Origin of the sequence: Kitasatospora albolonga, from assembly GCF_039535905.1 — a bacterium.
GTDB lineage: Bacteria > Actinomycetota > Actinomycetes > Streptomycetales > Streptomycetaceae > Kitasatospora > Kitasatospora albolonga.
This window is the reverse complement of record NZ_BAAAYB010000133.1, coordinates 12,437-36,765: the sequence shown is the minus strand read 5'-3', so window position 1 is coordinate 36,765 and position 24,329 is coordinate 12,437. Positions and strand designations below refer to the sequence as shown.

General features: G+C 71.1%; 10 protein-coding genes. 6 read left to right on the top strand and 4 right to left on the bottom strand.

Annotated elements, in window-relative coordinates:
- The first annotated feature begins 2,088 nt into the window (after positions 1-2,088).
- Positions 2,089-2,274, top strand: coding sequence for a hypothetical protein (locus ABD946_RS32230; RefSeq protein ID WP_345289167.1), 186 nt, complete (start codon positions 2,089-2,091; stop codon positions 2,272-2,274).
- 3,714 nt (positions 2,275-5,988) lie between these two features.
- Here the strand turns inward: ABD946_RS32230 and ABD946_RS32225 are convergent.
- Positions 5,989-6,147 (bottom strand): hypothetical protein, encoded by a 159-nt coding sequence (locus ABD946_RS32225; RefSeq protein ID WP_345289166.1) that lies wholly within the window; start codon positions 6,145-6,147, stop codon positions 5,989-5,991.
- Positions 6,148-6,504: 357 nt separating this feature from the next.
- Positions 6,505-7,014, bottom strand: coding sequence for a DUF6545 domain-containing protein (locus ABD946_RS43095; protein ID WP_425558756.1), 510 nt, complete (start codon positions 7,012-7,014; stop codon positions 6,505-6,507).
- A 4,744-nt stretch (positions 7,015-11,758) separates the two neighbouring features.
- Between ABD946_RS43095 and ABD946_RS32220 the strand changes: the two genes are divergently transcribed.
- The gene (locus ABD946_RS32220; RefSeq protein WP_345289165.1) at positions 11,759-12,289 is read left to right on the top strand and encodes an alpha/beta fold hydrolase; all 531 of its coding nucleotides are present in this window, start codon (positions 11,759-11,761) and stop codon (positions 12,287-12,289) included.
- Entirely contained in the window at positions 12,286-16,470 is a 4,185-nt protein-coding gene (locus ABD946_RS32215) for a caspase family protein (RefSeq protein WP_345289164.1), read from the top strand. The genes ABD946_RS32220 and ABD946_RS32215 overlap by 4 nt, the downstream gene beginning before the upstream one ends.
- 31 nt (positions 16,471-16,501) lie before the next feature.
- Here ABD946_RS32215 and exaC read toward each other — a convergent pair whose 3' ends face one another.
- Together exaC and ABD946_RS32205 are read right to left on the bottom strand one after the other, a co-directional pair.
- Complete coding sequence (gene exaC, locus ABD946_RS32210) at positions 16,502-18,025, bottom strand: acetaldehyde dehydrogenase ExaC (protein ID WP_345289162.1); 1,524 nt, start codon at positions 18,023-18,025, stop codon at positions 16,502-16,504.
- A 219-nt stretch (positions 18,026-18,244) separates the two neighbouring features.
- A complete protein-coding gene (locus ABD946_RS32205) occupies positions 18,245-19,195 on the bottom strand; it encodes a terpene synthase family protein (RefSeq protein ID WP_345289161.1) in 951 nt (316 codons plus the stop codon).
- Positions 19,196-19,478: 283 nt separating this feature from the next.
- On the opposite strand from ABD946_RS32205, the gene ABD946_RS32200 reads away from it, so the two are divergent.
- From ABD946_RS32200 to ABD946_RS32190, 3 genes are all read left to right on the top strand, one after another.
- A complete protein-coding gene (locus ABD946_RS32200) occupies positions 19,479-22,412 on the top strand; it encodes a helix-turn-helix transcriptional regulator (protein ID WP_345289160.1) in 2,934 nt (977 codons plus the stop codon).
- A 205-nt stretch (positions 22,413-22,617) separates the two neighbouring features.
- Positions 22,618-23,655 carry an aldose epimerase family protein gene (locus ABD946_RS32195; protein WP_345289159.1) on the top strand — a complete coding sequence of 346 codons (1,038 nt, stop codon included), beginning with the start codon at positions 22,618-22,620 and terminating at the stop codon, positions 23,653-23,655.
- A gap of 71 nt (positions 23,656-23,726) precedes the next feature.
- Positions 23,727-24,329: a helix-turn-helix transcriptional regulator gene (locus ABD946_RS32190; protein WP_345289158.1), complete on the top strand. Its 603-nt coding sequence runs from the start codon at positions 23,727-23,729 to the stop codon at positions 24,327-24,329.

The following is a 24,329-nucleotide window of genomic DNA, read 5'->3' as shown; positions in this document are numbered from 1 at the left end:
GGTGGCAGTAAGGCGAGTGGCAGCAGGCGAGTGGGCGGCAAGTCCGGTTCCAGCGGCAAGGGTCGTTCGTCCGGTTGCCGCGGTCGCTCCGCCAACTCGGGCAGCCGCCAGGCCCCGGGGGTGCAAGAACAACAGCTTCACCCCGGACACCGGGAGGGTCCTGATGGCCGGACGGCACCCGCAAGCCGATCGACCAGGTGACCAACGGCGACGCCGTGCTTCGCGTTGCCGACCCGGCCACCGGCCGTGGACGAGGGCCAAGGAGCGTTCACCGCCGTCATCACCGGCGAGGGCGACAAGGGAACCTGGTCGAGATCACCGTGTCTCCCGCCGGGGCCGCGGAACAGCCCGCAGCCGCTGCCCCCCCAGGTCGTCACGGCGACCGACAAGCACCCCTTCTGGCTCCCCGAGCAGGAGACCTGGACCGAGGCCGAGCAGCCCAGCCCGTTCAGTGGCTGGAGACCTCCTCCGGCGCCAAGGTTCAGATCGGCAGCATCCGCCGCTTCACCCAGCAGAGCGTGTTCGGAACCTACTGTAAGTGGACCTGCACAAGTACTATGTGCTGGCGGGTGACATTTCGCTTCTCAGTTCACACTGCAACGTGGGCTCGGGTAGCAGAAGGCGAAGGCCAAGGAGTGGGCAACAACGAGGCCTCACCCACTTCATGGACCTGCGCTTCATCGACACCTGGAGCACCGAGGTGAGAAGGCCATCGACAACCCCAAACACGACGATCCACGTGTTACGGAGCAGTTCGAAGGAGGCTTCGAGGGGATGGCGACCCGGTGCCTCGGCGGGGGATCGGGTGTTCACGGGGGCGGACGGCAGGAGATGTCCTGGCTCGCTCGGGCCGTGATTCGGTGAGCGGCGGTCCTGGGATTCGATCCAGTTTACGACAGAGTGAAAGATCGACGTGCCGGAGCCCCTGTGGCACGAAAGCTAATGGGTGTTACACCGCCTGGACCCTGGAGTGGGGCTGATGACGAATAGGTGAATCCTCCGGGATCGCCGCGAGTGATCTCTCGTTCCGCCACTACCGCGTATCTTGTGCAGAGCGAGAGGGCTTCGGCCGGCGATCCTCGTGTGTCGCGGGTGCGCGACCGGACCTACCTGGAGTCTCGCGGAGGCCGATGCCGTGTCGGGCCTCCCATGTGGACGTGGGGGGTTCGCGTCACCACGGGGATCATGCGGGTTCAACCTCTGCATGGGTTCCGCAGGTTCGTCGTCACCCTGGACGGCCACGGGCATGTCTGGGCGAGCGGTAGCTACGTCCGACATGTTGCGAGGTGGTCGAGGTGCTGGTGTCGTGTGCAGCACGGGGTCAAGTTGAGGGGAACTCGCATCGAGTGTTACTCCTTCAGTAGTTCGACCGGCTGAGCCAGGCCTACGAGGACGGCAATCGTCTCGAGGGTGCATGGGACATTCGTCATCGGCGACGACGATGTTTTTCCTACTGTACCGGGACTGCTTCTGGGCCTGCGAGTCTCGCGACGGAAGGTGCCGCTGCCGCCGTCTTCTCGTCTCGCCACTCGATGTGGCAGTTGGAGGAGAACACCTCCCGATCGGGTCCAGTCTGTGGAGGTCGCGCTCGGTGCCGTGTCCGGAATGGTGGCGCCGGGTTCAGGGCGGCCGGAAGGCGGCGTCGGTGTCGTTGGCGTTGAGCGAGGTGAGTCAGCGCGCGCACCGGCGAGGGGGCTTCGCCGGCTGGCGATCGGGAACGGACTCAGGCCCTGCCCCCCCCGGGGAACTGGGACGGCGGTCCGTGCGTTGTCCCAGCGAACCACTTCCCGGCGGCCCCGGTGCGGGTGACCCTTAGCGCCGTCCGTGGCCGGCGCCGCGCTGACCGGGGCCCCGTCAGTGATCGAAAAGAGCTGGGCCGCCGGCCACGCCCCGCTGGTTGCCTTCGCGCATGATCTGGCTTTTCCCGAGGACTTCAGTCACCCCGCTGCAGCGTCCCCTGATTCGAGGGCTTCCACCTGCGTCCGAATCAGGTCCAAACGCACCGAGATCGACTACCCGGCCGTGATGGGCCATCCGCGAGCGGCTGTTCGAGCTCTCGGACCGCCTGGGGCTGCACCGCGGCCACGCATGACCGAGGAGGCGGACGAGATCGACTCCTTGCCCGCAACCGCGCGCGAGGCCGAGGCCCACCAGTGCCTTAACTCCCGCGCTGCTGAACGCGCCGAGACCGAACTGCTCGGCTGCGTCTACATCGAATCGACCCGCCGGAGCGCGCACGCCGCGCGGACGCACGAGGTCTCCTGGTGGGTGTGACCGCGCCCGGGTCGTGCAGCGAGCTGGTGAGGCCCGCGTCATTGGACGCCTTCGTGTCCGCGGTGAGCGCCGAGTCCGCTGGCCCGTTCGAGCGCCGCGCCTGACTCGGCTGAACCTTTTCAGCTGGAGCCGAGAAGCTCGGTCGCCTCTGCCCGAAGCCCGAGTAGCCGACGGTCCCGGCGCGGGCCGCCCCTCCCCCCCGGAGGGCGGGCCCGCGCCGTTGCCTCAGCCGGCGTTCTGCGGCGCAGCGGGTGTGCGGCCGACGAATCCGGGTGGTCGTAGCCGAGCGTGGGCCGAGCCGGGTGGCCCGCGCCGTGGGTTCCAGATTCCCGTTCGTGAACTCCACGTTTGCCGGGGCGTGAATTCCTTGCTTCACTCTCTCCGGATGGGTGTCGTCCTCGTAGAAATCAAATCGCCTCGACCTGGGCAAGTGCTCAGCAGGCGCCGCAGTCGGTGCACTCGTCCGTGTTGATGTAGAGCCCGCATCCCGGTCGCCCTCAGTAGATGTCATCCGCAGCGGAGTCATTCGGTCCGATTCAGGTGCACCGGTTCCTTTGACGTTCGACACAGGGGCGGCGATCAATAGGTCATCGGCGGTGCCGTCCTCAACGGTTGGTTCTTTTCCAGGTGGTGTTCTGACGCGCCCTTGTCCGACCGGGTGCGACCGTATGAGCCGTAAGTAAACTTGAGCACGGGAAGGGGGGGGGAACAGGAGGCCGCCGCCGCATTACGCGCCATCAGCCGCGAGCCGAGGCCACCCCCGACGCTGGCTGGCGATCGCGAGGTCACGCCCGCACGCGCGGCGGTGTCGCAGCTGCCTTCTTACGAGGAACTGGCCTGATCGCCTCCCGAGCGGGACGGGCGCAACCAGCGCCACTCCCGCGCACATGCGTCCGCCGGATCGCCCTGATCTGGTGGCGGAAGCGGTATCGGCATGCCCCTCATGCAGGACCTCCGGAGCCTGTTCGCCGCCGTGCCGCTGGAACTCGGCGCACAGAGCCAACCCAGGAGTGGCAAGCGGCGGCCTCCGCGAGTGGCGGCTCCGGCTTGAGGAGCGCCGGCTGAACCATCTGCCGGGCTGGAAGGCCGCTCAGACGCGGCTGCAGCGGCTGCGGGCTGGCCTCTCGATGAAGGCCTGCGCGCTGCTGAACACCGGCGACGAAGCTCGGCGAGACGCGGCCGGCAGCCGTCGGCTCTTCTGACGGACGGTCATCCTGCCCGCCCGCCCGTTCCGCCGCCCTTGCCGTCACGCGTGCTCGCCGGGATCCGGTGACGGCGGTGTGCTTGTATCCCGTTTGCGGGGATTCATCACCAGAAGGGAGCCCCTGGATGGGGCCGCCGAACTTGGTCTAGTACCTGACCTATTCCCCCATGAGACCCATCACCGTCGGCGGTGAATTCGCCTGGGCCTCCTCCGGGCGGCGGGCGGAGATCAGGGTGATGCGACACCCTGTGGTCAACCTCCTCAGCCCGACGGGGGGGCGAACCTACGGGGTAGTCTCGAGGACTTCGAGACACCTCCGGGGCGTGGGTCGACCCGGACCGTGCCGAGGACTCCAGCTGATCGTGGGCCACCCGAGGACGGCCCAGAGGCCGCCGAGCTGCTGCGGCCGGGACGGGTTGGCGCTGCTGGTGCTGATCGAGGCACGTCTGGGCTGGCGGGGCCTGGCCGCCGAGGGGCGTCGCTCCACGTGGGAGCTCGGGGCGGCCGGATCGCCACCGGCTGTCACAGCATGGCCCGGCAGGGGCAACATCGAACAGGCCGTGCCCGGGCCGCCGAGGCGCGTCGCGATGACGCGGCCGGACAGTAATAGAGAAGGGCCCGGTTTCCGACCCTAGCGAATCCTGCATCCGCCCCGGTACCGGGGTCCGTCCGACCGGTGGCGCCCCCGCCTGGTCCGCGGCCCTGGTGGTCGCGGCGCGCGCATACGCGCGGCAACGGCCGCAGCGCGGCCCGCTCGGCCAGAGGACGAGCAGGACCCAGAACCCGCCATCGCGACCTCCGGAGGCCCAGCAAGGGGGTGCCCCCCCGCCCCGCGTTTACCAGCACCGCCCAGCCTACCAGCCGCCCCCGGCCCCCGCCGCGGCCCGGGCCCACCGGACCGTCTGCGACCAATCTCGCCGACCTCGGGCAGATGGTCCAGCATGGCTGCTCACCTGGGGCCCGGAGGAGTATCGCCCCCGCAAGGGGGCAAAAGCTGGGCTTGCCCGGACTTGTAAGGGCCGGGGCCGGCCTTCGGGCAGCGCACCGAGTGGCACGGTCCTGCAGCGCGCAGGCCCGATCTCGACTGGGTCCCCGTCCCGTCCCCGTTCCTTCCAGCTTCGTGCAGGGCCCTCGTCGTCCCCCGGCCCTCCCCTCCGGATGATCGGTGGCATGCCGGACCTCGTGCCGCCCACCGTGTTTCCGCCGATCCGCTGGCCCGCCGTCCCGCACCCGACATCGGCACGCCGGCGACGGCCTTTTCTGCCGCCCTGGCAGCCCGTCGACGCCGCCGGCGGTGCTGACGGCCTACCAGACACGGAGATACCAGCGCTGGCAAGGTACGTGCGCCGGGCCGACTCCCATCGCCGAGGCGGGCAGGGCTGGATCGCCGTACTGGCGCGGCGGCGGGCGACCCGTGAGACAAGGAGGCGCACTGGTGGCGGTGAGTCGACCGCCGGCGGCGGACTGATCGGCGGCGGCGCTCAAGGGCCGAATGAGGCCCTTCCCGACGGCACGGCCGAGGTCAATGCCTACTGGGTCGTGCCCGGCGGCCCGGGGAACCGGGGGCTGTAGGATGCCGGCCGCGCTGCGTGGTGAGAGGTGGGCGGTGTCCGACTTGGAGCCCTAGATTCGGCCACGCGAGCGAGGCCTCGCCCGGCTCGACTATGCCCGGACGACGGGGTGCGTCGTGGCAACCTGCCAGCTCCTGCCGGGTGGGGGCCTTCAAGACACGGCTTTCATCCTGGAGGCAGCGCCGCCGCAGCGCCTGGCCCCAGGCCGACGGCCGCCACGGACGCCACCTGCCGCGCGGCCTGCGCACTCGACTGACCTCTGCCGCCGTCCGTGCCTTCCGTTGCGGCCCGCTCCCGCCCCGGCGCAACCGGCGGGCCCGAGCGGGCGCGGGCGCCGAGTGCCACCTGACGGCCCGTCGGCTCCTACCTGCTGCCTCGATCATCATCAGCTTCTGCGGGTCCCGCACAGGCTCGAACCCGGCCCGAGGCGTAGATCCTCGTGGGCGTCCAGGGTGGAGGACAGCATCAGGCGCTTCAGCCGGTCAGGTAGCGCAGAGCAGCTCCACCGACCGACTCCGGCGAGATCCAGGTGCCGAGGCCGCGGCCGCGCTGAAAGGGGGGGGGAAGAAGGTCGGTTCGGGTCCGGTTCCACGTAGACGTCACATGAGCCAGCCGGAGGTCGCGTGAGTCGTCACCACCCCGGGTCGAAGGCCAGCTGTTCGTGGACGGTGCCCCTGGGTGTAGGACGCCGAGCACACCGAGTCGCGATGCTCCGGACGAAACCGGGTCTCGCGGTCCGCCCCAGGGCCCAAATGCTCCCTGGACAGCCAGTGGTGCACCAGGTCGAGGTCGATCCTTGCGGGGTTCGTTGTCGAGGACACGAGGGGCCCGTCCTCCCGGGTGAGTGCACGGGTGGTCTCCCTCGCACGTTCAGGAGAGGGCGGCCAGGCCGACGAGGACCTCGCGCGCGGCCGCCCGGCCACCGCCGCCACCGCAGGATCATCTTGCCGCGCCGCCGCCGCTGGCCGGATCATTCACCTGCGTGGAGCGCCACCACCAAGCCTCGTCCACCAGCAGCGGCCACTCCGGCGGCAGCCCGACCACGGTGATCCCGCCGTACTTCCATCCCGGTCCGGTCCACGGCCATCCCTCCTCCATCGCGCGACGACGCCTTCCGTGGCCCCGAGGTGCTTGCGCACGGACCCCGTGTTCACTTCCAGTAGCCGGCCGGTCCGCCCGGACCATACAGGCCGCGTAAGTCACCTTACGCCCCCGCGCTTGGCGGCCACCACCACGCAGTTGGCGGAGAGTTGAGCGGCACCCGTAGGCCTCGCAGAAGACCGCCTGTCGGCCCTTCTCCGGGTCGGTGTCCACGTACGCACCGACTCCGCCGCGTCCCCACCCATTCAGGCCTCCCAGCACGGCGGGCCAGCCCCTCCCAGGCCTCGGAGGCGGGCCAGGACGGTCCTCGATCACCGGAAGGTGCGCGCAGTTCCTTCATCCCCCCGGACTGAGTTAGCCAGCCAGTTCCGTCCGCATCCGCCCGTACCGGAGGGCGACGCATCGGGGAGTCGGTGAAGGCCTCTGCGACGAGGGGCGAGTTGGGAGCTCTCGGGCGAAGGTCGGGCGCGGTGGCCGGGCGGGGTGTGGCCGTCGGTGTCCGGGTACGGTAGCGGCCGCCGGGCGGCCGCCGCCTCGAGTGGCCGCCGCCAGCACGGCGGCCTCGACGTCGGCCTCGGTGCGCCGCGGGTCGAGGGGGCGGCGCGGCGAGCAGGCCGAGGCCCAGCCGGGCACACCCGGCGTGCAGGTGCGGCGGAGAGCGGGGAGCCAGCGGGTGTCTCGTCGGCGGATCTCGATCACGCCGATCCGGTGAGGGTGAACTCCGGGTTCCCGCCGGGCCGCTGCCAGGCTGAGGTGAGGGGCGGCTCCAGGTGCGATCTCGGGGCGGACGGCGTACAGCGCCGACAGAGGCGGGTCGATCCGGCGGAGCTCGCGCCTGCCGCAGCGGCGCGCCCGCGCGGCGATCCGGCACGGCCCAGGCGGTGACCGTCCTCCCGCCGATCACCATCACCAGGTGGCCAGGCCGACTGGCGCCGAGTGCAGTGACCCCGTCTGGTCTGACGGCCCGTCCGGAACCCCTGACCCAGCGGGAGAGGTCTCATCGCGGACCAGTACGGCCGGCAGGCTGCCGGCGACGACGACCAGCCGCAAGGCCGGTTTCGCCGCAAGCCCCGGCCCGGCGGCGGCCGCGCGGGTGGAACAGCGGGTGAACAGCGCGACGCAACCAGAGGCTGGGGCGGGTGAAGAGCGCGTTGTAGGCGGGTAGTTCGGCGCGCCCTGCCGCCCCGACGGTGTATGTTTCCCGGGCCCACCGGCCGTCACCCTCGGCGGCCCGTAGAGGAGGGCGACCGCGGTATCACTCACGACCCAGCACAGGGCCTGACGCCGCATCAGCGGCCGTTCGCGGCGCTCGCGTCGGCACCGCGAGGGCCGCAGCCCAGGAAGCACTCGCCGTGAGCTTGAGCTCGGTGCACAGCGGGCATCAGGTAGCACGACGGCGGGGCCGCGAGCCCGGGCTCCGGGAGCACGCATGCAGGTCCATCGAGAAGCCGAATCGAGGCCGTGAACTGGGCCAGGTACGGGCGCCGGGCTGCGCGGTCCACCGCGCCAGAGCCGGATCCGGTACAGTACCTCCGCGATTGCGACCGCCCCGGCCAGCCAGCATCCACCACGAGATCACGGCGCGCCGCGGGGCGGCCGTGTCCCCGGCCCCAAGGTCCAGTCGAAGACGCCGCCGAGCGGCGGACCGCCTCCTCGCTCTCCTCGCCCGGGCCGCGCGGCCCCGGAGCGCCATCCTGCGCGCAGGCCCGCGCGCGGTTCATCGCACCAGTGAGGCGAACAGTTCGGCCTCCTGGCTCCTGCGCGCTGGGGGGGGAGGGGGGGGTACGCGCTGCGCCCCAGCACCCCGGCGGACCAACCGCCGGACAGGTGCGCAGCAGCCGCCAGCGCCCGCGCCGCCGTGCCCCATCGGACCGACGGACCGCGCGTCCTGGTGGCCAGCAGAGCAGGTGCCACGACCTCTCGGCAGGCACATGTGCTTGCTTGGGGTGGCGCGGGGTGGTGTCGGTCGGTAGCCGATGTTATTCGGCCCGTTTCGGTGCTGATCAGCACCCCGCAGGTGCCGGCCGCCCCGGCGCAGCGGCATGGAACTGTCCACCGCCCAGCCCCTCGGTGCACCGGACACCACCGGAGCTCGCGCGAGGGACGGAGTTCTGAACGGATCGGGGAGGGTCAGCGTCTGCCGCGGCTCCCCGACAGCGCCCGCCAGAGCCTGCGCCGTTCGCGTCCTCCATGTCGCCCCCACGTTAGCTGCCCGAAACCCGGGGGTACGTCGATCCGGCGCGCTCCGCACCGCCGCGCGCCGCCCCCGCGCTCCTGGATAGCGCAGACGCGAGCCTACTCGGCGCCCCGTGCTCGCAGACCTCACGTCTGGCGATTGCATTCGATCGATGTCAGTATTGGTGCCCAGCCCCATCGGGGGAGAGGGTCAGGCCCGGAGCGCGACCTCCTGCACGCAGGCGTCCCGCATGGCCCCGAGCCAGGGCCACTCCTCGGCGACCGGATCTGCCCGCCCTGCTCGTCTCATCGTAAGAAGTAGGCCGGCGGGACCTGAAAGTAACTAGGTGCCAGCGCCTCCAGGTGAACCGCTTCGTCGGATTGTCGCGGCGCCGTCCCGGTGCGGCAGCTGCCAGAGAACTAGGTGGCGGAAGAAGGTCTCCCCGGTCGGCCTCCCCGGCAGGACCCGCGCCACCTTCCCTCGTTTGCTTGTTGCGGCTCCGCCTGTTGGCCGGCCTGACGGGTTAGCGGAGAGCTGCTCGTCCGCTCACCCGATGAGCACAGGGTAACCCGTCACTCGCCGTCACTAGTGCTCCTCCCCTTCCGGCCATGATCCCGCTCCTCCCCCATTTCGTACCGGGGGAATGCGTCCCGGCGGGGCGTTAAGGGGCGTGCGAGACTTCCCCGGTGCTGCTGGACCTGGATCAGCACGTGAACTGGCCGACGAACCCCTCGCCCTGGAGGTGGCCGGCCGACCGGCCGGTGGTAGTGGTAGACCTAACATCATTGGGCACCTGGAACGACCGAGGTGGGGGACCGCCGCTCCTCAACCGTCGCCGAGGTGGCCGCCGCCTTGCCCGAACGGACCGCCGCCGCCCCTCCGGCCCGGTCCTCGCCGGGCCAGGGTAAGACACCGGCGCGGCGCACCTCTACGTCTGGCACGACAAGCTCGCCGGACAGCTCCGCTGCTCCACCGGCACCGGCCCCCCCGGAACGACCTCCCCTTCGGGCGGCGCCTACGCCCCCACACTGACCTCGCCCCCCGTTCTTCGCCCCCTTCCTGGCCGACTCCACAGCCCCGGGCGTCATTACCACACCGAGCCGTCGGAGGACGACGCGGCGGTCCCGGACCCCGACCGGCCCCCGTTTCCCCGTCTGGTCAGAGCCGTCGGACCTGACGGATCATCAGAAAGCCGTCTTATGGCGCCCGTTCGCGCCGGAGTGCTCGGTTCTCGCTGGCCTCTCGCCCGGGTCCTCCCTACCGTGGCAGCATGAACACATGTCCCGCATCGCCGTCGTCACCGGCGCAAAACCAGGGCCTCGGCCGCGCCCTGGTGGAAGGTTATCGCCGTCGACTAGAGAGCACGAATCTGGTCCTGCTCACGGGCCGCGACAGGGGCGACGTTCACCGAAGCCGGCCGCGAGGTCGCCCTACTTCCCTGCCACCCCGCGCCGGGTGGCAGGGAGTGTTCTCGAAAGTCGACCGACTCCGACGCCATTCGCCGGTTCTTCGCCGCAGAGCTGTCGGAAGCGTCCACGGCGGCGTCGACATCGTCCTCTCCACTCCGTCGCCGCCTCCTGCCGGAGGACTCGCAGTGCCGAGCGGGCCGACGAGTTTCACGACGTCTCCTAACGGGCGGCAACATGTGGGGAGGAGCGCGTTTAACGCGATCGCCGAGGGGGCTGCTAGAGCCGAAGAGCGGACGACGCAGGTTTCTGTGACGATAGAGGCAAAACCGACAGCGGCCTGGGCAGACGGACGGGAGCTGCCTGGGGGGGAGGACGACGAGAGGTAGGCACTACGAGATGAACGGCGAGCTGAGACGACGCGGGAACGGCGGTGGGCAACGGGTGACTCGCGACGGAAGCGGACGGACGCGACGACGGCGCGCGACGGGGGACGCCGGAAATGGGCGGCATGGGAGGGAGAGCGGGGACGCGGCGGCAACCGACCCGGCGGGGATTAGAGTCGAAGGGAGATACGGGCCGAACCTCCAACGGGAGCGCGTAGTCCAGAAGGGGTGGTCGAAACGGCGACGGAGGACGCGCGACCGGCGCGCTGAAGGAAAAAAATTCGACGCCAACGACAACGTAAAACGGACGATGGCGAGCGGAACGGACGCGGGGTATTGACGACTACGGCGCGACGTCGCGAGAGACAGGATGCGCGGAAGATGTCTGACGGATCAACGTTAGTCATGTGGTACCCGAGCACACAGGGACGACAAAACAGGGGGACAGGGGTCGAACAAGGGCAACGAGCGGCGGGGGTCCAAGGGTGACGGAGGTCGGATCGGGCGTCCAAAACCGTGGCGAGTAACTGGTACAGCTGAGACGGGCGATAACGAACGTCGGCGGCGAGAGGAACACGAAGCGGGGGGCGATAACGAGGGCGCGGCGACAGTTGCACGGCAGGGGACGGGCGGGCGAACGACACGGCGCGGCGGACAGACGGGAGGTGCAGCGCCCGCCCCACCCACGCGGCTCGGTGCTGCGCTCCTTCGGCCCGCCTGCGCCCGGGCGACGGCTGCTCGTGTTGGCCAGCAGCCTGGGCACCCTGGGCCGGCTGGACCCCCCGATTGCACCACCTCTTCGACGGCGCGGACCTCGACGGAAGTGGGCGGGCCGTGGAGTCCTGGCGCGCGCGGGTCCACGATGGGCACGGGCCGCCGAGGCCGGCTGGCCGCCTTGGCTCAACGTGCCCTCCAAGGTGGCCCAGGTGGCCGCCGGTCCGCGCGGTCGCGCGCCCGCCGGGACAAGGACCTCGCCGCGGCACCCTGGTCGCCGCTGTCTGCCCCGGCAGGTCGACACCCCCCGACCTCCCGCCGTGGTTCACCGACTACAAGCCAGGCCCAGACCCCGGCCGAGGCCGCCCGCGGCCGTCCTCGACGTGGTCCTCGCCGCGAAGCCCGTCGACCCGTCTCCACGGCGGAGCTGATCCGCTTCGGAGCCCCGCTCGACTGGCACGGCGGCACCGCCGCCGGTCGAACAGGACCTGATCCTCAAGCCCTGAGTGGTGGCGCCCGACTATGCTCTCGCCCACGAGTGCGAGTCGGGCGGAGGGGCCCATGAGCAGGGTCTCGTGTGCACGGGGTGGGGCGTCAACTCGACACCGCGAGACGCTGTTGGCGGAGCTGGAACCAGCCTTGCGCGGCGGGGTCGGGCTCGCGCTGCGCCGCGATCACACCCTCGGAGGGCTTGCCGACGGAGACGTGGCCTGCGTCGCGTACGGAGACCTCTACCGGAGTCCGGCGCGCGCGGAGAGCCGTACTACCGGGCGGAGGACGTCGAGGACGGGTTCGAGGCAGACCTCCTGGAAGCGTGGTGGCGGGAGGCCGCGCGGCTGGATCCGCGTATCCCGGGACCGGACCAGGCCACCGGCGGCCCGGGCGCTCGGGGCGCGGTTGGCCGTCTGGCGTCGCGCCCCCTGACGGTGGACCGGGTCCGCCGGGGCCTGCACGCCCTGACCCGCTCGCGCTTCTTCGGGGCGGTCTCCGAGCGATTGCTGATCTCCGACCTCAAGCAGGTGAGCCGGTACTTCACCGAACCGGGCCTCCGCGCTGCGGCGCGGGCCAGGGTCGAAGAACTGCTCACCCCTGAGACCAGGGTGGTGGTCGGTCATTCGCTGGGCTCGGTGGTGGCCTACGAGGCGCTGTGCGCGGTCGCCCCGGCCCCCGACCGCGGGCCGCTGACCCTGGTCACGCTCGGATCCCCGTTGGGGTTGGCCGGACTGGTCTTCGACCGCCTCCAGCCGGTTCCCGGGGGCTGGCCGACGGCCGTGAAGCGCTGGACCAACCTGGCCGACAGGGGAGACGTGGTGGCCCTGGTGCGGGAGCTGGCTCCCCTGTTCGGGCCGGAGCTCCAGGACCTGACGGTGGACAACGGGTCCGAGATGCACAGCATGCGTGCCTACCTGACGGCTGCGCAGACCGGGACCGCGATTGCCACGGGACTGGCTGTATGACGGTCCTCCCGGGCTCCGACGGTCACAACCGCTTCGTCTTCGTCCTCGGCTCGGGCGTGTATACCGCCGACCCGACTCTGGCCCCCCTACCGGGGGTGTCCGAGGATCTCGGCCGGGTCAAGGCCCTCTTCGGATCGCTCGGGTACGCCGAGATCCTCCCGGACCTGGCCCATGCCCCGGACGCGCAGCAGGTGCGAATCGGCCTCGAGGCTTGGCTCCGGGCGGAGGAGCGCTGTGAGAAGGACGTGCTCGTCGTGTACTACGCGGGCCACGGTCTGCGCGGTTCACGACACCACCGGCTGACCTGTCTGAACAGCCGTCAGGACCTGGTGGCCACCGCGCTCGCCACCCGCGACCTGGCAGAACTGCTGGCGGACACGCGGGTCGGGCACGTCCTGCTGCTGCTCGACACCTGTTTCGCCGAGCTAGGTGCGGCCGAGGCCGCCGTGGTGGCCGGCCAACTGGTGGACGAGCGCCCGCGGGATGCCGACGGCCTTTGGTTGGTGGCTTCCGCCCGCTCCAGGGAACTCGCCTACGACCACGCCTTCGTGACCGCTTTGGAGGTGGCGGTCCGCGAAGCCACCGCTGGGATGCGCCAGCGCTACCTCGACATCGCCACTGTGACCAGCCAGGTGAACGACCACCTCCGAGAGCACGGTTCGGACCAGAGCGCCAGCTACCACGCGGTCTCCGGCCGGGCCGTCCCGCCGTTCCTGCCCAACCCCAGGTACCGCCCCGGTCTGCCCGACGGCGCCATGGACGTCCAGTCCCAGCGGGAGTGGACCGCGCACTTCGAGCCCCGGGGGCGCGGGGTCGAGTACGTCAGTGAACGGGGCGACTGGTTCACCGGCCGACGCCAGGCTTTGGCCTCGCTCGCGGGATGGCTGCGCGATCCCGTCCACGACCGCCGGGCCCGGGTGGTGACTGGCGATCCGGGCTCCGGCAAGTCCGCGGTCCTGGGACGGCTACTGGCCTTGACCCGGCCGGACCACCCCGAAGCCCCCGCACACTTGCTGCCGCCGCCGGATGTGGTGACGGTCTCGGTGCACGCGCACGGCACCACCCTGGAGCAGCTCACGACGCGGCTGGCAGTCGCTTTGGATGTCGAAGCCGACACCCCTGCACAGCTGCTCGCCGGTCTCGCCGCGTACGAGGGCTCGCTCCGGACCGTGCTGATCGATGCCCTGGACGAGGCCGGCACTGGCGTCGAAGGGCGGGAACCACAGCGTATCGCCAGGGAGTTGCTCCGTCCCATGTCGGTGCTGCCCCGGCTGCGCCTGCTGATCGGGACGCGTCGGACGACGATTCCCGACCTGGGGCGTGGCGTGGAGGTCCTCGACCTGGACACGGATGCGTACACCGGCCGCGATGACATCGAGGAGTACGCGCGGCGCACGCTCGCCGCGATGCCGGGTGAGGTCGCGGAGCCCGAGCGGGCGGCGTTGGCCAAGGCAGTGGCCCGGCGGGCTGGCCGCTCCTTCCTGGTCGCCAGGATGACCGTCCGGGCGCTGCTGCACGGGGACTTGACCATTGATCAGTCCCGGCCGGGCTGGGAGGAGCAGCTTCCCTCGGAGGTGGGACAGGCCTTCGACGCCTACCTGGCCCGGTACGGCGAGGACGAGGATCGAGTGCGGTGGCTGTTGCGACCGTTGGCCTACGCGGAAGGGTTCGGTCTTCCGTGGGACTCGTTGTGGGCTCCACTGGCGGCGGCCCTCTCGGGCGAGAAGTGCACCGACGCTGACGTGAACTGGCTGTTGAGGCAGGCGGGTTCGTACGTCGTGGAGGTGCCGGTCAGTGAGGGCCGGTCGGTGTTCCGGCTGTACCACGAGGCGTTGGCCGAGCACTTGCGCGATCCCCGGCGCAGGGGTGAGGACCAGCGCCGGATGACGGCTGCCCTGATCGACTCGGTGGCGGCCAGGGCCGAAACCCGTGACCTCGACTGGGAGCGCGCGCACCCGTATGTCCGAGCGCACCTGGCCGGTCACGCCGCAGCGTCGGGAGATCTGGGGCGTCTCCTCGAAGACCCGTGGTTCGTGGTCCACGCCGAGCCCGATCCGCTGGTGGCGGCGATGGAGGGCGTCGAAGGCGCGCACGCGCAGCGAGTCCGCACGATGTACCGGACCTCGGCCCACCTCTATCGGCATCTCTGCGTCCACGAGCGGACACAGGTCATGGCTGTGGACGCGGCGCGGTACCGATTGGAGGAGTACCGGAGGGCGCTTGGCGAGCGGCTGGTGTGGAAGCCCAGATGGGCGACCGGGTCTCAGACGAGCACTTTGTACCGAGGGGAGTTGAGCTCGTGGTCCGGCGATCCACTGCTCGCTGTTGAGTTCGACGGGGCGCCGGCCGTGCTCATCGCTCGAGACGGCGGACCGGTGGAGATCTGGGATCCGGCGGGGCAGGTCTGCCTGGCGTCGTTGGACGGGCATACCAGGACAGTGACGGCAATTCACTCCGTCGAAGTGGACGGGGTGATGCTCCTAGTGACGGGTGCCGACGATGGAACGGTGCGTGTCTGGGACCTCGTGCGCACCACGGAGCTTCACAACTTCGCCGTGCGGACCGAGACCGAGGTCGCGGAGTGGGCCAGTGAGGGATATACGGGGCCCATCGTGGCGGCTCTGTCCTGTGTCCAGGGGCACGACCAGATGCTGATCGTGGGTTGCTCGCGCGACGGCTCGGCCTGGGTCCGCGAACTGGCGTCCGGTCAGCTCCGGCGAGAGCTTCCGGGGCATCCGAGTGCAGTCCGCCTGCACCTGGACCTGCTCGGCACGAGAGTTCGAGGAGAACCTTCCGCGTTGGTCCAACAGCCGTCCGGTGCGGTCCGACTCTTGAACGTGGACACTGGGGCCTGGGTGGAGCTTGGCGACTCAGAGGGCTGTGAGGCGATGGCCGGCGTCGTTCAGGACGGTGTCGACCTGATTGCGCTGGGATTCCGGGGTGGGGCACTCCAGTTCCGCGATCCGGACACCGGGAGAGTGGTCTTCTCCTGCGACCTCGCACCGGGATGGATCACCGCGCTCGCCTTTGCGGAACTCGACGGTCGCGCTGTCATGGTGCTGGGTTACGCGGACGGTTCCATGGAGTTGAGAGAACGGGCCGCAGGGCCCGCGGGTCGGTTGCTGGCCCGTCTCAATGGCCACGCGGACTGGGTCCGTTCCATCGCGATCTCCTACGCCGACGGATGGCCAGTGGCTGCCAGTTCCAGCAGCGATGGCTCGGTCCGCCTGTGGAGATTGGAGGAGCGACCGGAGGAGCTTGAGCTGCACGGGCATGCGAGCACGGTGTCGGCGCTTGCCTGCACGGTGCTGGACGGCTCCCCTGCCGTGGTGTCGGCGAGTTACGACCACACCGCTCGGGTGTGGGACGTTTCGTCCGGCCGGGAGCTGCGTCGTCTCGAAGGGCACACCGCCTGGGTGAAGGAGGTTACCTGTACGACGGTCATGGGGAGGCCGGTTGCGATTACCAGCGGGCGCGACAGGACCGTTCGTATGTGGAGCCTCGCGGACGGATCGGAGGCCGGGTGCACCGAGGGTAGCTACGGATCGCCGCTGGCCGTCGGCCACATCGAGAGCAACCCCGTGGTTGTGCACCACACTGGCGGAAGGCGGATGGGCCAGTGGGATCTGGGATCCCTGCGGATCGGCGGAACCTTCGAAGTGAGCGGGCGGTTCGGCGTCGAAGCCTTGGCTTGGGCCCTACTGGACGGGCGGCCGGTGGCGGTGGTCGCCGACTATCCGGGCAGTGGGCGGAGGATCGGAGTTTGGGACCTCACGGAGATGACCTGGATCGGTGATCTGGAGGGACAGGTGGGCCAAGTCGACGCGATGGCATACGGCGCCGTTGGGCCGGTCCCCGTGGTGCTGGCCGCCACTACTCGCCATGGCACTCAGGTGTGGGACCTCCGCACTCGGAAGCAGTGGTGTCAGCTCGGTACTGGTGGAGTGTCCGCTGTGGCGTTCGGCGTCCTGGACGGCATGCCCGTGGCCCTGACGGCCGACCGCTCTGCCGTACAGATCTGGAATCTGCGGGATGGAGCACTGTTGGACGATATCCAGCTGCCGGCTCGGCCCAGCGCGGTCGCCCTCGCGCCCGGCGGTGAGCTCGTAGTCGGTGCCGGCTACGAGGTGATCGTGCTGGAGCAGGACGGGAGGCCGTCAGGCCCGGGTGGTCGGAGGTGACCCGGGCCTGACGGGGTCTCAGGGGCGGTTCCTAGAAGAAGCCGAGGGCGTCGGGGGAGTAGGAGACCAGGAGGTTCTTGGTCTGCTGGTAGTGCTCCAGGAGCATCTTGTGGGTCTCGCGGCCGATGCCGGAGTTCTTGTAGCCGCCGAAGGCCGCGTGGGCCGGGTAGGCGTGGTAGCAGTTGGTCCAGACCCGGCCGGCCTGGATGGCGCGGCCGGCGCGGTAGGCGGTGGAGCCGTCGCGGGACCAGACGCCGGCGCCGAGGCCGTAGGCGGTGTCGTTGGCGAGGGCGATGCCGTCGTCGAAGTCGTCGAAGCGGGTGACGGCGACGACGGGGCCGAAGATCTCCTCCTGGAAGATCCGCATGGAGTTGTCGCCCTCGAAGACGGTCGGGGTGACGTAGTAGCCGCCCGCCAGGTCGCCGTCCAGCTCGGCCCGCTCACCGCCGGTCAGGAGCTTGGCGCCCTCGGCCTGGCCGATCTCCAGGTAGGCGAGGATCTTGGTGAGCTGTTCGGCGCTGGCCTGGGCGCCGATCTGGGTCTCGGTGTCGAGCGGGTTGCCCTGGCGCATGGCGCGGACCCGCTCCAGGCCGTCGCCGAGGAAGCGGTCGTAGATCGAGGACTGGATCAGGGCCCGGCTGGGGCAGGTGCAGACCTCGCCCTGGTTGAGGGCGAAGAGCGCGAAGCCCTCCAGGGCCTTGTCGTAGAAGGCGTCCTGACGGTCCGCCACGTCGGAGAAGAAGAGGTTGGGGCTCTTGCCGCCGAGCTCCAGGGAGACCGGGATGAGGTTCGGTCCGGCGTACTGGCTGATCAGGCGGCCGGTGGAGGTCTCGCCGGTGAAGGAGATCTTGCGGATCCGCGGGGAGGAGGCCAGCGGCTTGCCCGCCTCCTCGCCGAAGCCGGTGACCACGTTGACCACCCCCGGCGGGAGCAGGTCGGCCACCAGCTCCATCAGCAGCAGGACGGAGGCGGGGGTCTGCTCGGCGGGCTTGAGGACCACCGCGTTGCCGGCCGCGAGCGCCGGGGCGATCTTCCAGATGGCCATCAGGATCGGGAAGTTCCACGGGATGATCTGGCCGACCACGCCCAGCGGCTCGTGGAAGTGGTAGGCGACGGTGTCCTCGTCGATCTGGGACAGGCCGCCCTCCTGGGCGCGCAGGGCGCCGGCGAAGTAGCGCAGGTGGTCGACGGCGAGCGGCAGGTCGGCGGCCAGGGTCTCGCGGACCGGCTTGCCGTTCTCCCAGCTCTCCGCGACGGCGAGGCGTTCGAGGTTGGCCTCGATCCGGTCGGCGACCCGGAGCAGCACCTGGGCGCGCTCGGCGGGTGAGGTGCGGCCCCAGGCGGGGGCGGCGGCGTGGGCGGCGTCGAGGGCGGCCTCGATGTCCTCGGCGGTGCCCCGGGCCACCTCGCAGAAGGTCCGGCCGGTGACGGGGGTGGGGTTCTCGAAGTAGCCGCCGCGCACCGGCGGCGTGAAGGAGCCGCCGATCCAGTGCTCGTAGCGGGGGCGGAACTCGACGATGCTGCCGGGCTGGCCGGGGGGCTGGTAGACCGTCATGGGCGGTATCTCTCCTCGCTGCTGAGGGTGGAGCTGCGGGACGACCACGTACGCGCACCGGTGCAGGGGTCACCGGCCGGACACGCACGGTAGCGACCCCAGGGCGAGACCCTAGCCCCGAAGGGCTCGGGCCGCCATGGTGCGTCGTGCAGCTCGGAGAGGAGGGGAAACGGGGGAGGGGGCGGGGGACGGAAGGGGAGGCGGTGACCTGGTGGGACGTCAGCCCGATACGTACCGACCGGTCCGGAGCTCCCAGCGGAGATAGCCGGCGGTCCATGCGCCGAGTCCGTCGGCGTACCGGTGCGCGGCATGACGATCGGCTACCGTCAGCCGCAACAGGCGGTAGACTTCGGGCAGTTCGTTCATCAGCTCGCCGACCTTGTCGGCCATCAGCTGGGCCTCCGCCATGACCACGGAGGCGGCTTCCTCGGGAGAGCAGTCGCGCTCGCGCTGCACGATCATCACCAGGTTGGCCACGTCGCCACGGGCCAACTCCTGGGCGTAGGAGCGGACATCATTGGTGAGGGAGGGTATGTCGGCCGCCAGCTGGCGGAGTTGGCGGAGCACGGGATGGTGCAGCACGGCCTGCGGCACCTCGAAGCGCCCCAGCCGCTCGATCATGTCGAAGATGGTCTCCATCGCGGCGGTGCCCCGACGGAGCATCAGGTAGCTTTCCCGGTCCGGTGGTCGGCTGGCTATTCGCCCGGCGGCCTCGGCGGGGTGGGAGGCGAAGTAGGACTCCCAGTTGTACGCGGCCCTGGCTCTCCAGCGGGGCGACATGCCCTCGATGCTGCGGCGCCACAGGTCGGAGAAGGCGCGTTCGGCGGGGGTGCTGCCGACCGGTCTGGGGCTGTGCATGAGGGCGGTGAGCCGCTCGCAGATCTCGGCGACCTCTTCGGGGCGTCGTCCCAGCGCGTCGTCGAACTGGTCGTCGAAGAGGAAGTAGAAGCCCATCAGGTCAGCGGCCAACCCGAGGTCCTCGGCCGAGCTCTCCGGGTAGGTCAGCGCCGCCAGTTCCGGTACGTCCCACCTCTCGTAGCTCAACTGGCCGGTGGAGGCGGCCAGTTCACGGTGGCGGTGCAGCCACTCGGCGTGGTGCCGGGCGGCCTGTGCTTGGTGGGGGCTGCGTCGGTGGGGGAAGGGGAGCTCAACTGAGCTGTCGTCGGACATCGGACTCCAGGCGCTCGGTACTGTGCGTAGTTCTGGCGCTCTCCACGGCTCTGTGTGTGTCAGCCTTTGCGCCGTATGCGTCTTAATGATCAACGGCGCCCGTTCCGGGCGAAGATTATCCGATCTGATCATCAGACGGCAGGGGTACCAAGGCATTTGCCCTCGGTGTCCGGCCTGAATCCTGAACGTGGGCTCCGGCCTGCGCGAACGCGCGCCACGGGGGCGGCCACGGTATTACGCTCACCACCAGGACCAAGGGACGGGTGCGAAGCGGAGGCTGGCAGTGGTCGATCAGCAGGGCGGGCCGAGGGACGGTCACGGGCACGGCGGTCACGCCCGCCTGCACGAGCGGGAGGAGGAACTCCACACCGCCGAGCAGGCGTTGGACCGCCTCTGCGAGGACTTCGAGGCCGGTGGCACCGAGATCGGCGAGCTGCTCGTCTACGCCTCCCCGGCCGGCGTCGGCAAGACCGCCGTGATGGACCAGATCCGCCGGCTGGCCAAGCTCCGCAAGACCTGCACCGTGCTCTCCGGCCGGGGTGGCGAACGGCAGACCAAGGAGCCGTTCCACGTCCTCAAGCAGCTGCTGCTGCCGGTGCTCGGCGGACTCTCCGAGTCCGAGCGGTCCGAGGTCTTCGGCGGCTGGTACTCCATCGTGGGCCCGGCGATCGGCCTGCTCCCGCCCTCCGGCGAGGTCGAGCAGATGGACCCCCAGGGCGTCCGCGACGGGCTCGACTACGTGCTCACCCAGCTGGCGCCCAGGCGCGCCCCGCTGGTGATGATGGTGGACGACCTGCACTGGGCCGACCAGGAGTCGCTCACCTGGCTGGCCTCCTTCGCCGCCCGGGCCCGGCTGCTGCCGGTCCTGCTGGTCTTCGCCTACCGCAACGAGTTCGAGGAGAGCCGCGAGCTCCAGCAGCAGATCGAGGGCCAGGCCACCCGCCGGCACGCGCTGCGCCCGCTCAACCCGACCTCGGTCGGCCAGCTGGTCCGGGCCGAACTCGGCCCGGAGACCGAGGACCTGTTCTGCCACGAGGTCTGGGCCGTCACCAAGGGGAACCCGTACGACGTCGCCGTCCTGCTGCGCGAGGTCCGTGACCAGCAGCTCGACCCCTTCGAGGAGAACGTCAAGCAGCTGCGCGACCTGGCCGCCGCGGCCAAGGGCATGACGCTGCAGTACTGGCTGGACAAGCTCGGTAGCAACGTCCTGCGGTTCGCCTGGGCCTGCGCCCTGCTCGGCACCGACATCAAGCAGGACCTGGCCGCCACCATCTGCGCGCAGAGCCCGGCCGAGGCCGAGGAGTCCGTCCGCCAGCTGCGCCGCCAGCACGTGCTGACCACCGGCCCCACCGGCCGGCTCGACTTCGTCCACCCGGTGATCGGCACCTCGATCTACCAGACCATGCCGCCCAGCACCCGGACCGGCATGCACGGCATGGCCGCCACCGCCATCGAGCACTCCGGCGGCTCGCTCCTGGACGCCTCCCGCCACCTGCTGGAGACCCACCCCGAGGGCGACGACGGCATGGTGGCCAAGCTCCGCCAAGCCGCCACCGAGCACCTGGCGATCGGTGCGCCCGAGGCCGCGCTGCGCTGTCTCCAGCGCGCGCTGTACGAGCCGCCGGAGGAGGACGTCCGGGCCGAGGTGCTCTACGAGGCGGGCTGCGCCGCCCTCCTGACGGACCCCCTGACCACCGTCCACCAGCTCCGCCAGGCCCTCGCGCTGGAGCCCGGCCTCAGCGCCGAGCTGCGGGTCGACGCCACCTTCCGGCTCTCCGAGGTGCTGGCGCACGCCGGACAGCTGGTCGAGGCCGCCGAGGTCTGCCGGGCCGAGGCGGAGCACACCGCGCCCGGCCCCGGGCGGATGCGGCTGGAGGCGCTGCACTTCATGTGGATCGCCTGGCAGCGCGACGAGGACGACGGCCCGGCGCGCTCGCGCCGGCTGGCCGAGCTGGGCCGCACGGTCAGCGGCCGCGGCGACTCCGACCGGGCCGTCCACACCATGCGGGCCTGGGACCTGACGCTGCGCGGCGAGCCCGCGGGCCGCGCGCTCGACCTGGTCGGCCAGGCGATGGACGGCCACCGCCTGCCCGAGGGCCTCGGCTGGCGCAACAACACCTGGGGCTTCGAGTTCCCCGCCATCCTCGGCCTGACCTACACGTACACCGACCAACTCGCGACCGCCGAGCGGCTGTTCGCCGACGCCATCACCGAGTACGAGGTGGCCGGCTGGAGCGGTAGGCACCGAGGGTTCTCCTACTTCCTGATGGGCCTGGTCCGGTTCCGCCGCGGACTCCTCGCCGAGGCCGAGGACTTCCTCCGTCGCGGCCTGCGGCTCTCCGAGCGGATCGCCCCGGACATCCCGCTCCAGTGGGACACCGTCGGCGTGCTGGCCGACACCCTGCTGGCCCGCGGCCGGGTCGACGAGGCCTGGGAGCTGGCCCGCAAGTACCGCTTCGCACCGCCGTACCACCCCACCGCCATGGTGCTGCCCGACGCGCCGACCCTCTACGGCAAGCTGCTGCTCGCCAGGGGCGACCGCCACGGAGCGGCCCAGGTCTTCCGCACCGTCGGCGAGCAGCTGGACCGCCGGGGCTGGCACAACACCGTCTGGGCCCCGTGGACCGGCCACCTCGCCAAGGCCATCTCCCCCGAACGCCCCGACGAGGCGCGGGAGCTGGCCGCGGAGGCGGTCTCCCGGGCGGAGAAGTTCGGCACCGCCTCGGCGCGGGGCGCGGCCCTGCGGATGCAGGCCTCGGTCTGGGACGGCCAGTTCGCGGTCGACCGGCTGGAGGAGTCCGTCAACCTGCTCACCCAGTCCCCGGTCAGCTACGAACTCGCCTGCTCCCTGGTCGAACTCGGCGGCGCCCTGATCCGCACCGGTCGGCTGCACGACGCCGCCGAGTACTGCTACCAGGGCATCGAACTGGCCCAGAACTGCGGCGCGGACGGGCTGGTCGCCCAGGCCCGCCGCGAACTCGCCCGCGCGGGCCTGCGGCCCAACCGGCTGCGGACCCTCAGCAAGGACTCCCTCAGCCAGAACGAGCGCAGCGTCGCCGAGCTCGCCGCCAAAGGAGTACCTCCCCAGCGGATCGCCGAGCAGCTCAACGTGGCGCTGAGCATGGTCCACCGCCGCCTGGCGGCCGTCCACCGGAAGATCGGCACCGGCCCCGAGGGCCTCGCCGAGGCCCTGGGACTGGACCGCCCCAAGGATTAGCGGTAGCGCCCCGCAGGGGCGCGAGGAACTGCGCGCGGGGGAACGGCAGCACCTGCAGCTGGCTGACGGCGGTTCAGTTGCCGGTGAGCCGCCTCCCGATTCGCGCAGTTCCTCGCGCCCCTGGTGTAACCACGTACGTCCTCGCACCCAAGGTACGATCCAACAAGGTCGCACAGGTTCGAACACGCGAAGGGGTCCTGTCCAGATGCCGCAGACCGAGGTAAGCCGCGCGCCGTTCGACCGCACCGCCGCCGGCGCCGCCATCGAGCGCTGGACCCTGCGCAGCGGCCCGGTCGAGGCCACGGTCCTCTCCCTCGGGGCGACGCTGCACGGCCTCACCGCCCCCGACCGCGACGGCCGGAGCGCCCAGGTGCTCCTCGCCTCCGACGAGCTCGCCGCCGTGCTCGGCCCGGCGCGCCACTACGGGGCGACCGTCGGCCGGTACGCCAACCGGATCGCCGACAGCCGGATCACCGTCGACGGCGAGGACCACCCGCTCGCCCCGACCGGCAACGGCGTGACCCTGCACGGCGGCCCCGACGGCTTCGCCCACCGCCTCTGGCAGGCCACCGAACTGCCGGGCGCCGGAGTCCGCCTGACGCTGCACAGCCGGGACGGCGACCAGGGCTTCCCCGGTGCGCTGGACGTCACCGTGGACTACCTGCTGGACGGCGCCGACCTCACCATCGCCTACCACGCCGTCACCACCCGCCCCACGGTGGTCAACCTGACCAACCACGCCTACTTCAACCTCGCGGGCGAGGGCTCCGGCGACGTCCTCGGCCACCTGCTCACCCTGGAGGCCGACCACTACACCCCGGTGGACGCGCGGCAGATCCCGCTCGGCCCGTACGAGGCGGTGGCCGGCACGCCCTTCGACTTCACCACGGCCCGCCCGATCGGGAAGGCGATCGGCGAGGCGGGCGGCTACGACCACAACTGGGTGCTGCGCGGCTACGACGGCGGCACCGCTCCGTCCCGCGCGGCCCTCCTGGAGGACCCGATCAGCGGCCGCACCCTGGAGGTGCTCACCACCGAGCCGGGCATCCAGGTCTACACGGCCAACGGCTTCGACGGCGCCGTCACCGGCCCGAGCGGGGTGCCCTACGGCCGCTACTCCGGCGTCGCCCTGGAGACCCAGCACCACCCGGACTCGCCGCACCAGCCCTCGTACCCGAGCACCGTGCTGCGCCCGGGCGAGGAGTTCCGCTCCGTCACGGTCTTCCGCCTCGGCACCTCCTGACGGCCGCTCGCCGGAGGACGGCACCTCCGGCCGGCAGGAGCGGTACATCCGATTCGCCGTATATTGACCGGATGGACGGCAGCACGGAGAGCAGCGGCGAGGTGCACCGGGCGCTGGCCGCGCCGGCCCGCCGCGCGCTGCTGGCGGAGCTGACGGCGGCCGGCGAGCCGCTGGAGGCACGGCAGCTGGCCGAGGCGGTCGGCCTCCACCTGACCACCGTCCGGCAGCACCTGACCGCCCTGGTGCGGGCCGGGCTGGTCGCCGTGCACACCGAACCGGCGGTCGGCCGGGGCCGTCCGAAGCTGCGCTACACCGCCGCCCCGGAGCGCGAACAGCTGGACGCCTACCGCGAGTTGGTGGACATCCTGGCCCAGGGGTACGGCCGGCTCACCCCGTCGCAGGCGGGCCGGGAGTGGGGAGCCGCCGAGCCGCCCCCGGACGCCCCGCTGGCCGACCGGGTGATGGCGGCCGCCGAGCGCTGGGGCTTCGAGCCCGAACTGGACGACCGCCGGGTCCTCCTCCACGGCTGCCCGTTCGCCCCCAACGCCACCCGCCACCCCGAGGTGGTCTGCGCCGTGCACCAGGGCCTGCTCGACGCCCTGGCACCCGGCATCACCCTGCGCCCCTTCTCCGCCCCGGGCCTCTGCACCATCGAGCTGCCCGGGGCGCGGTGA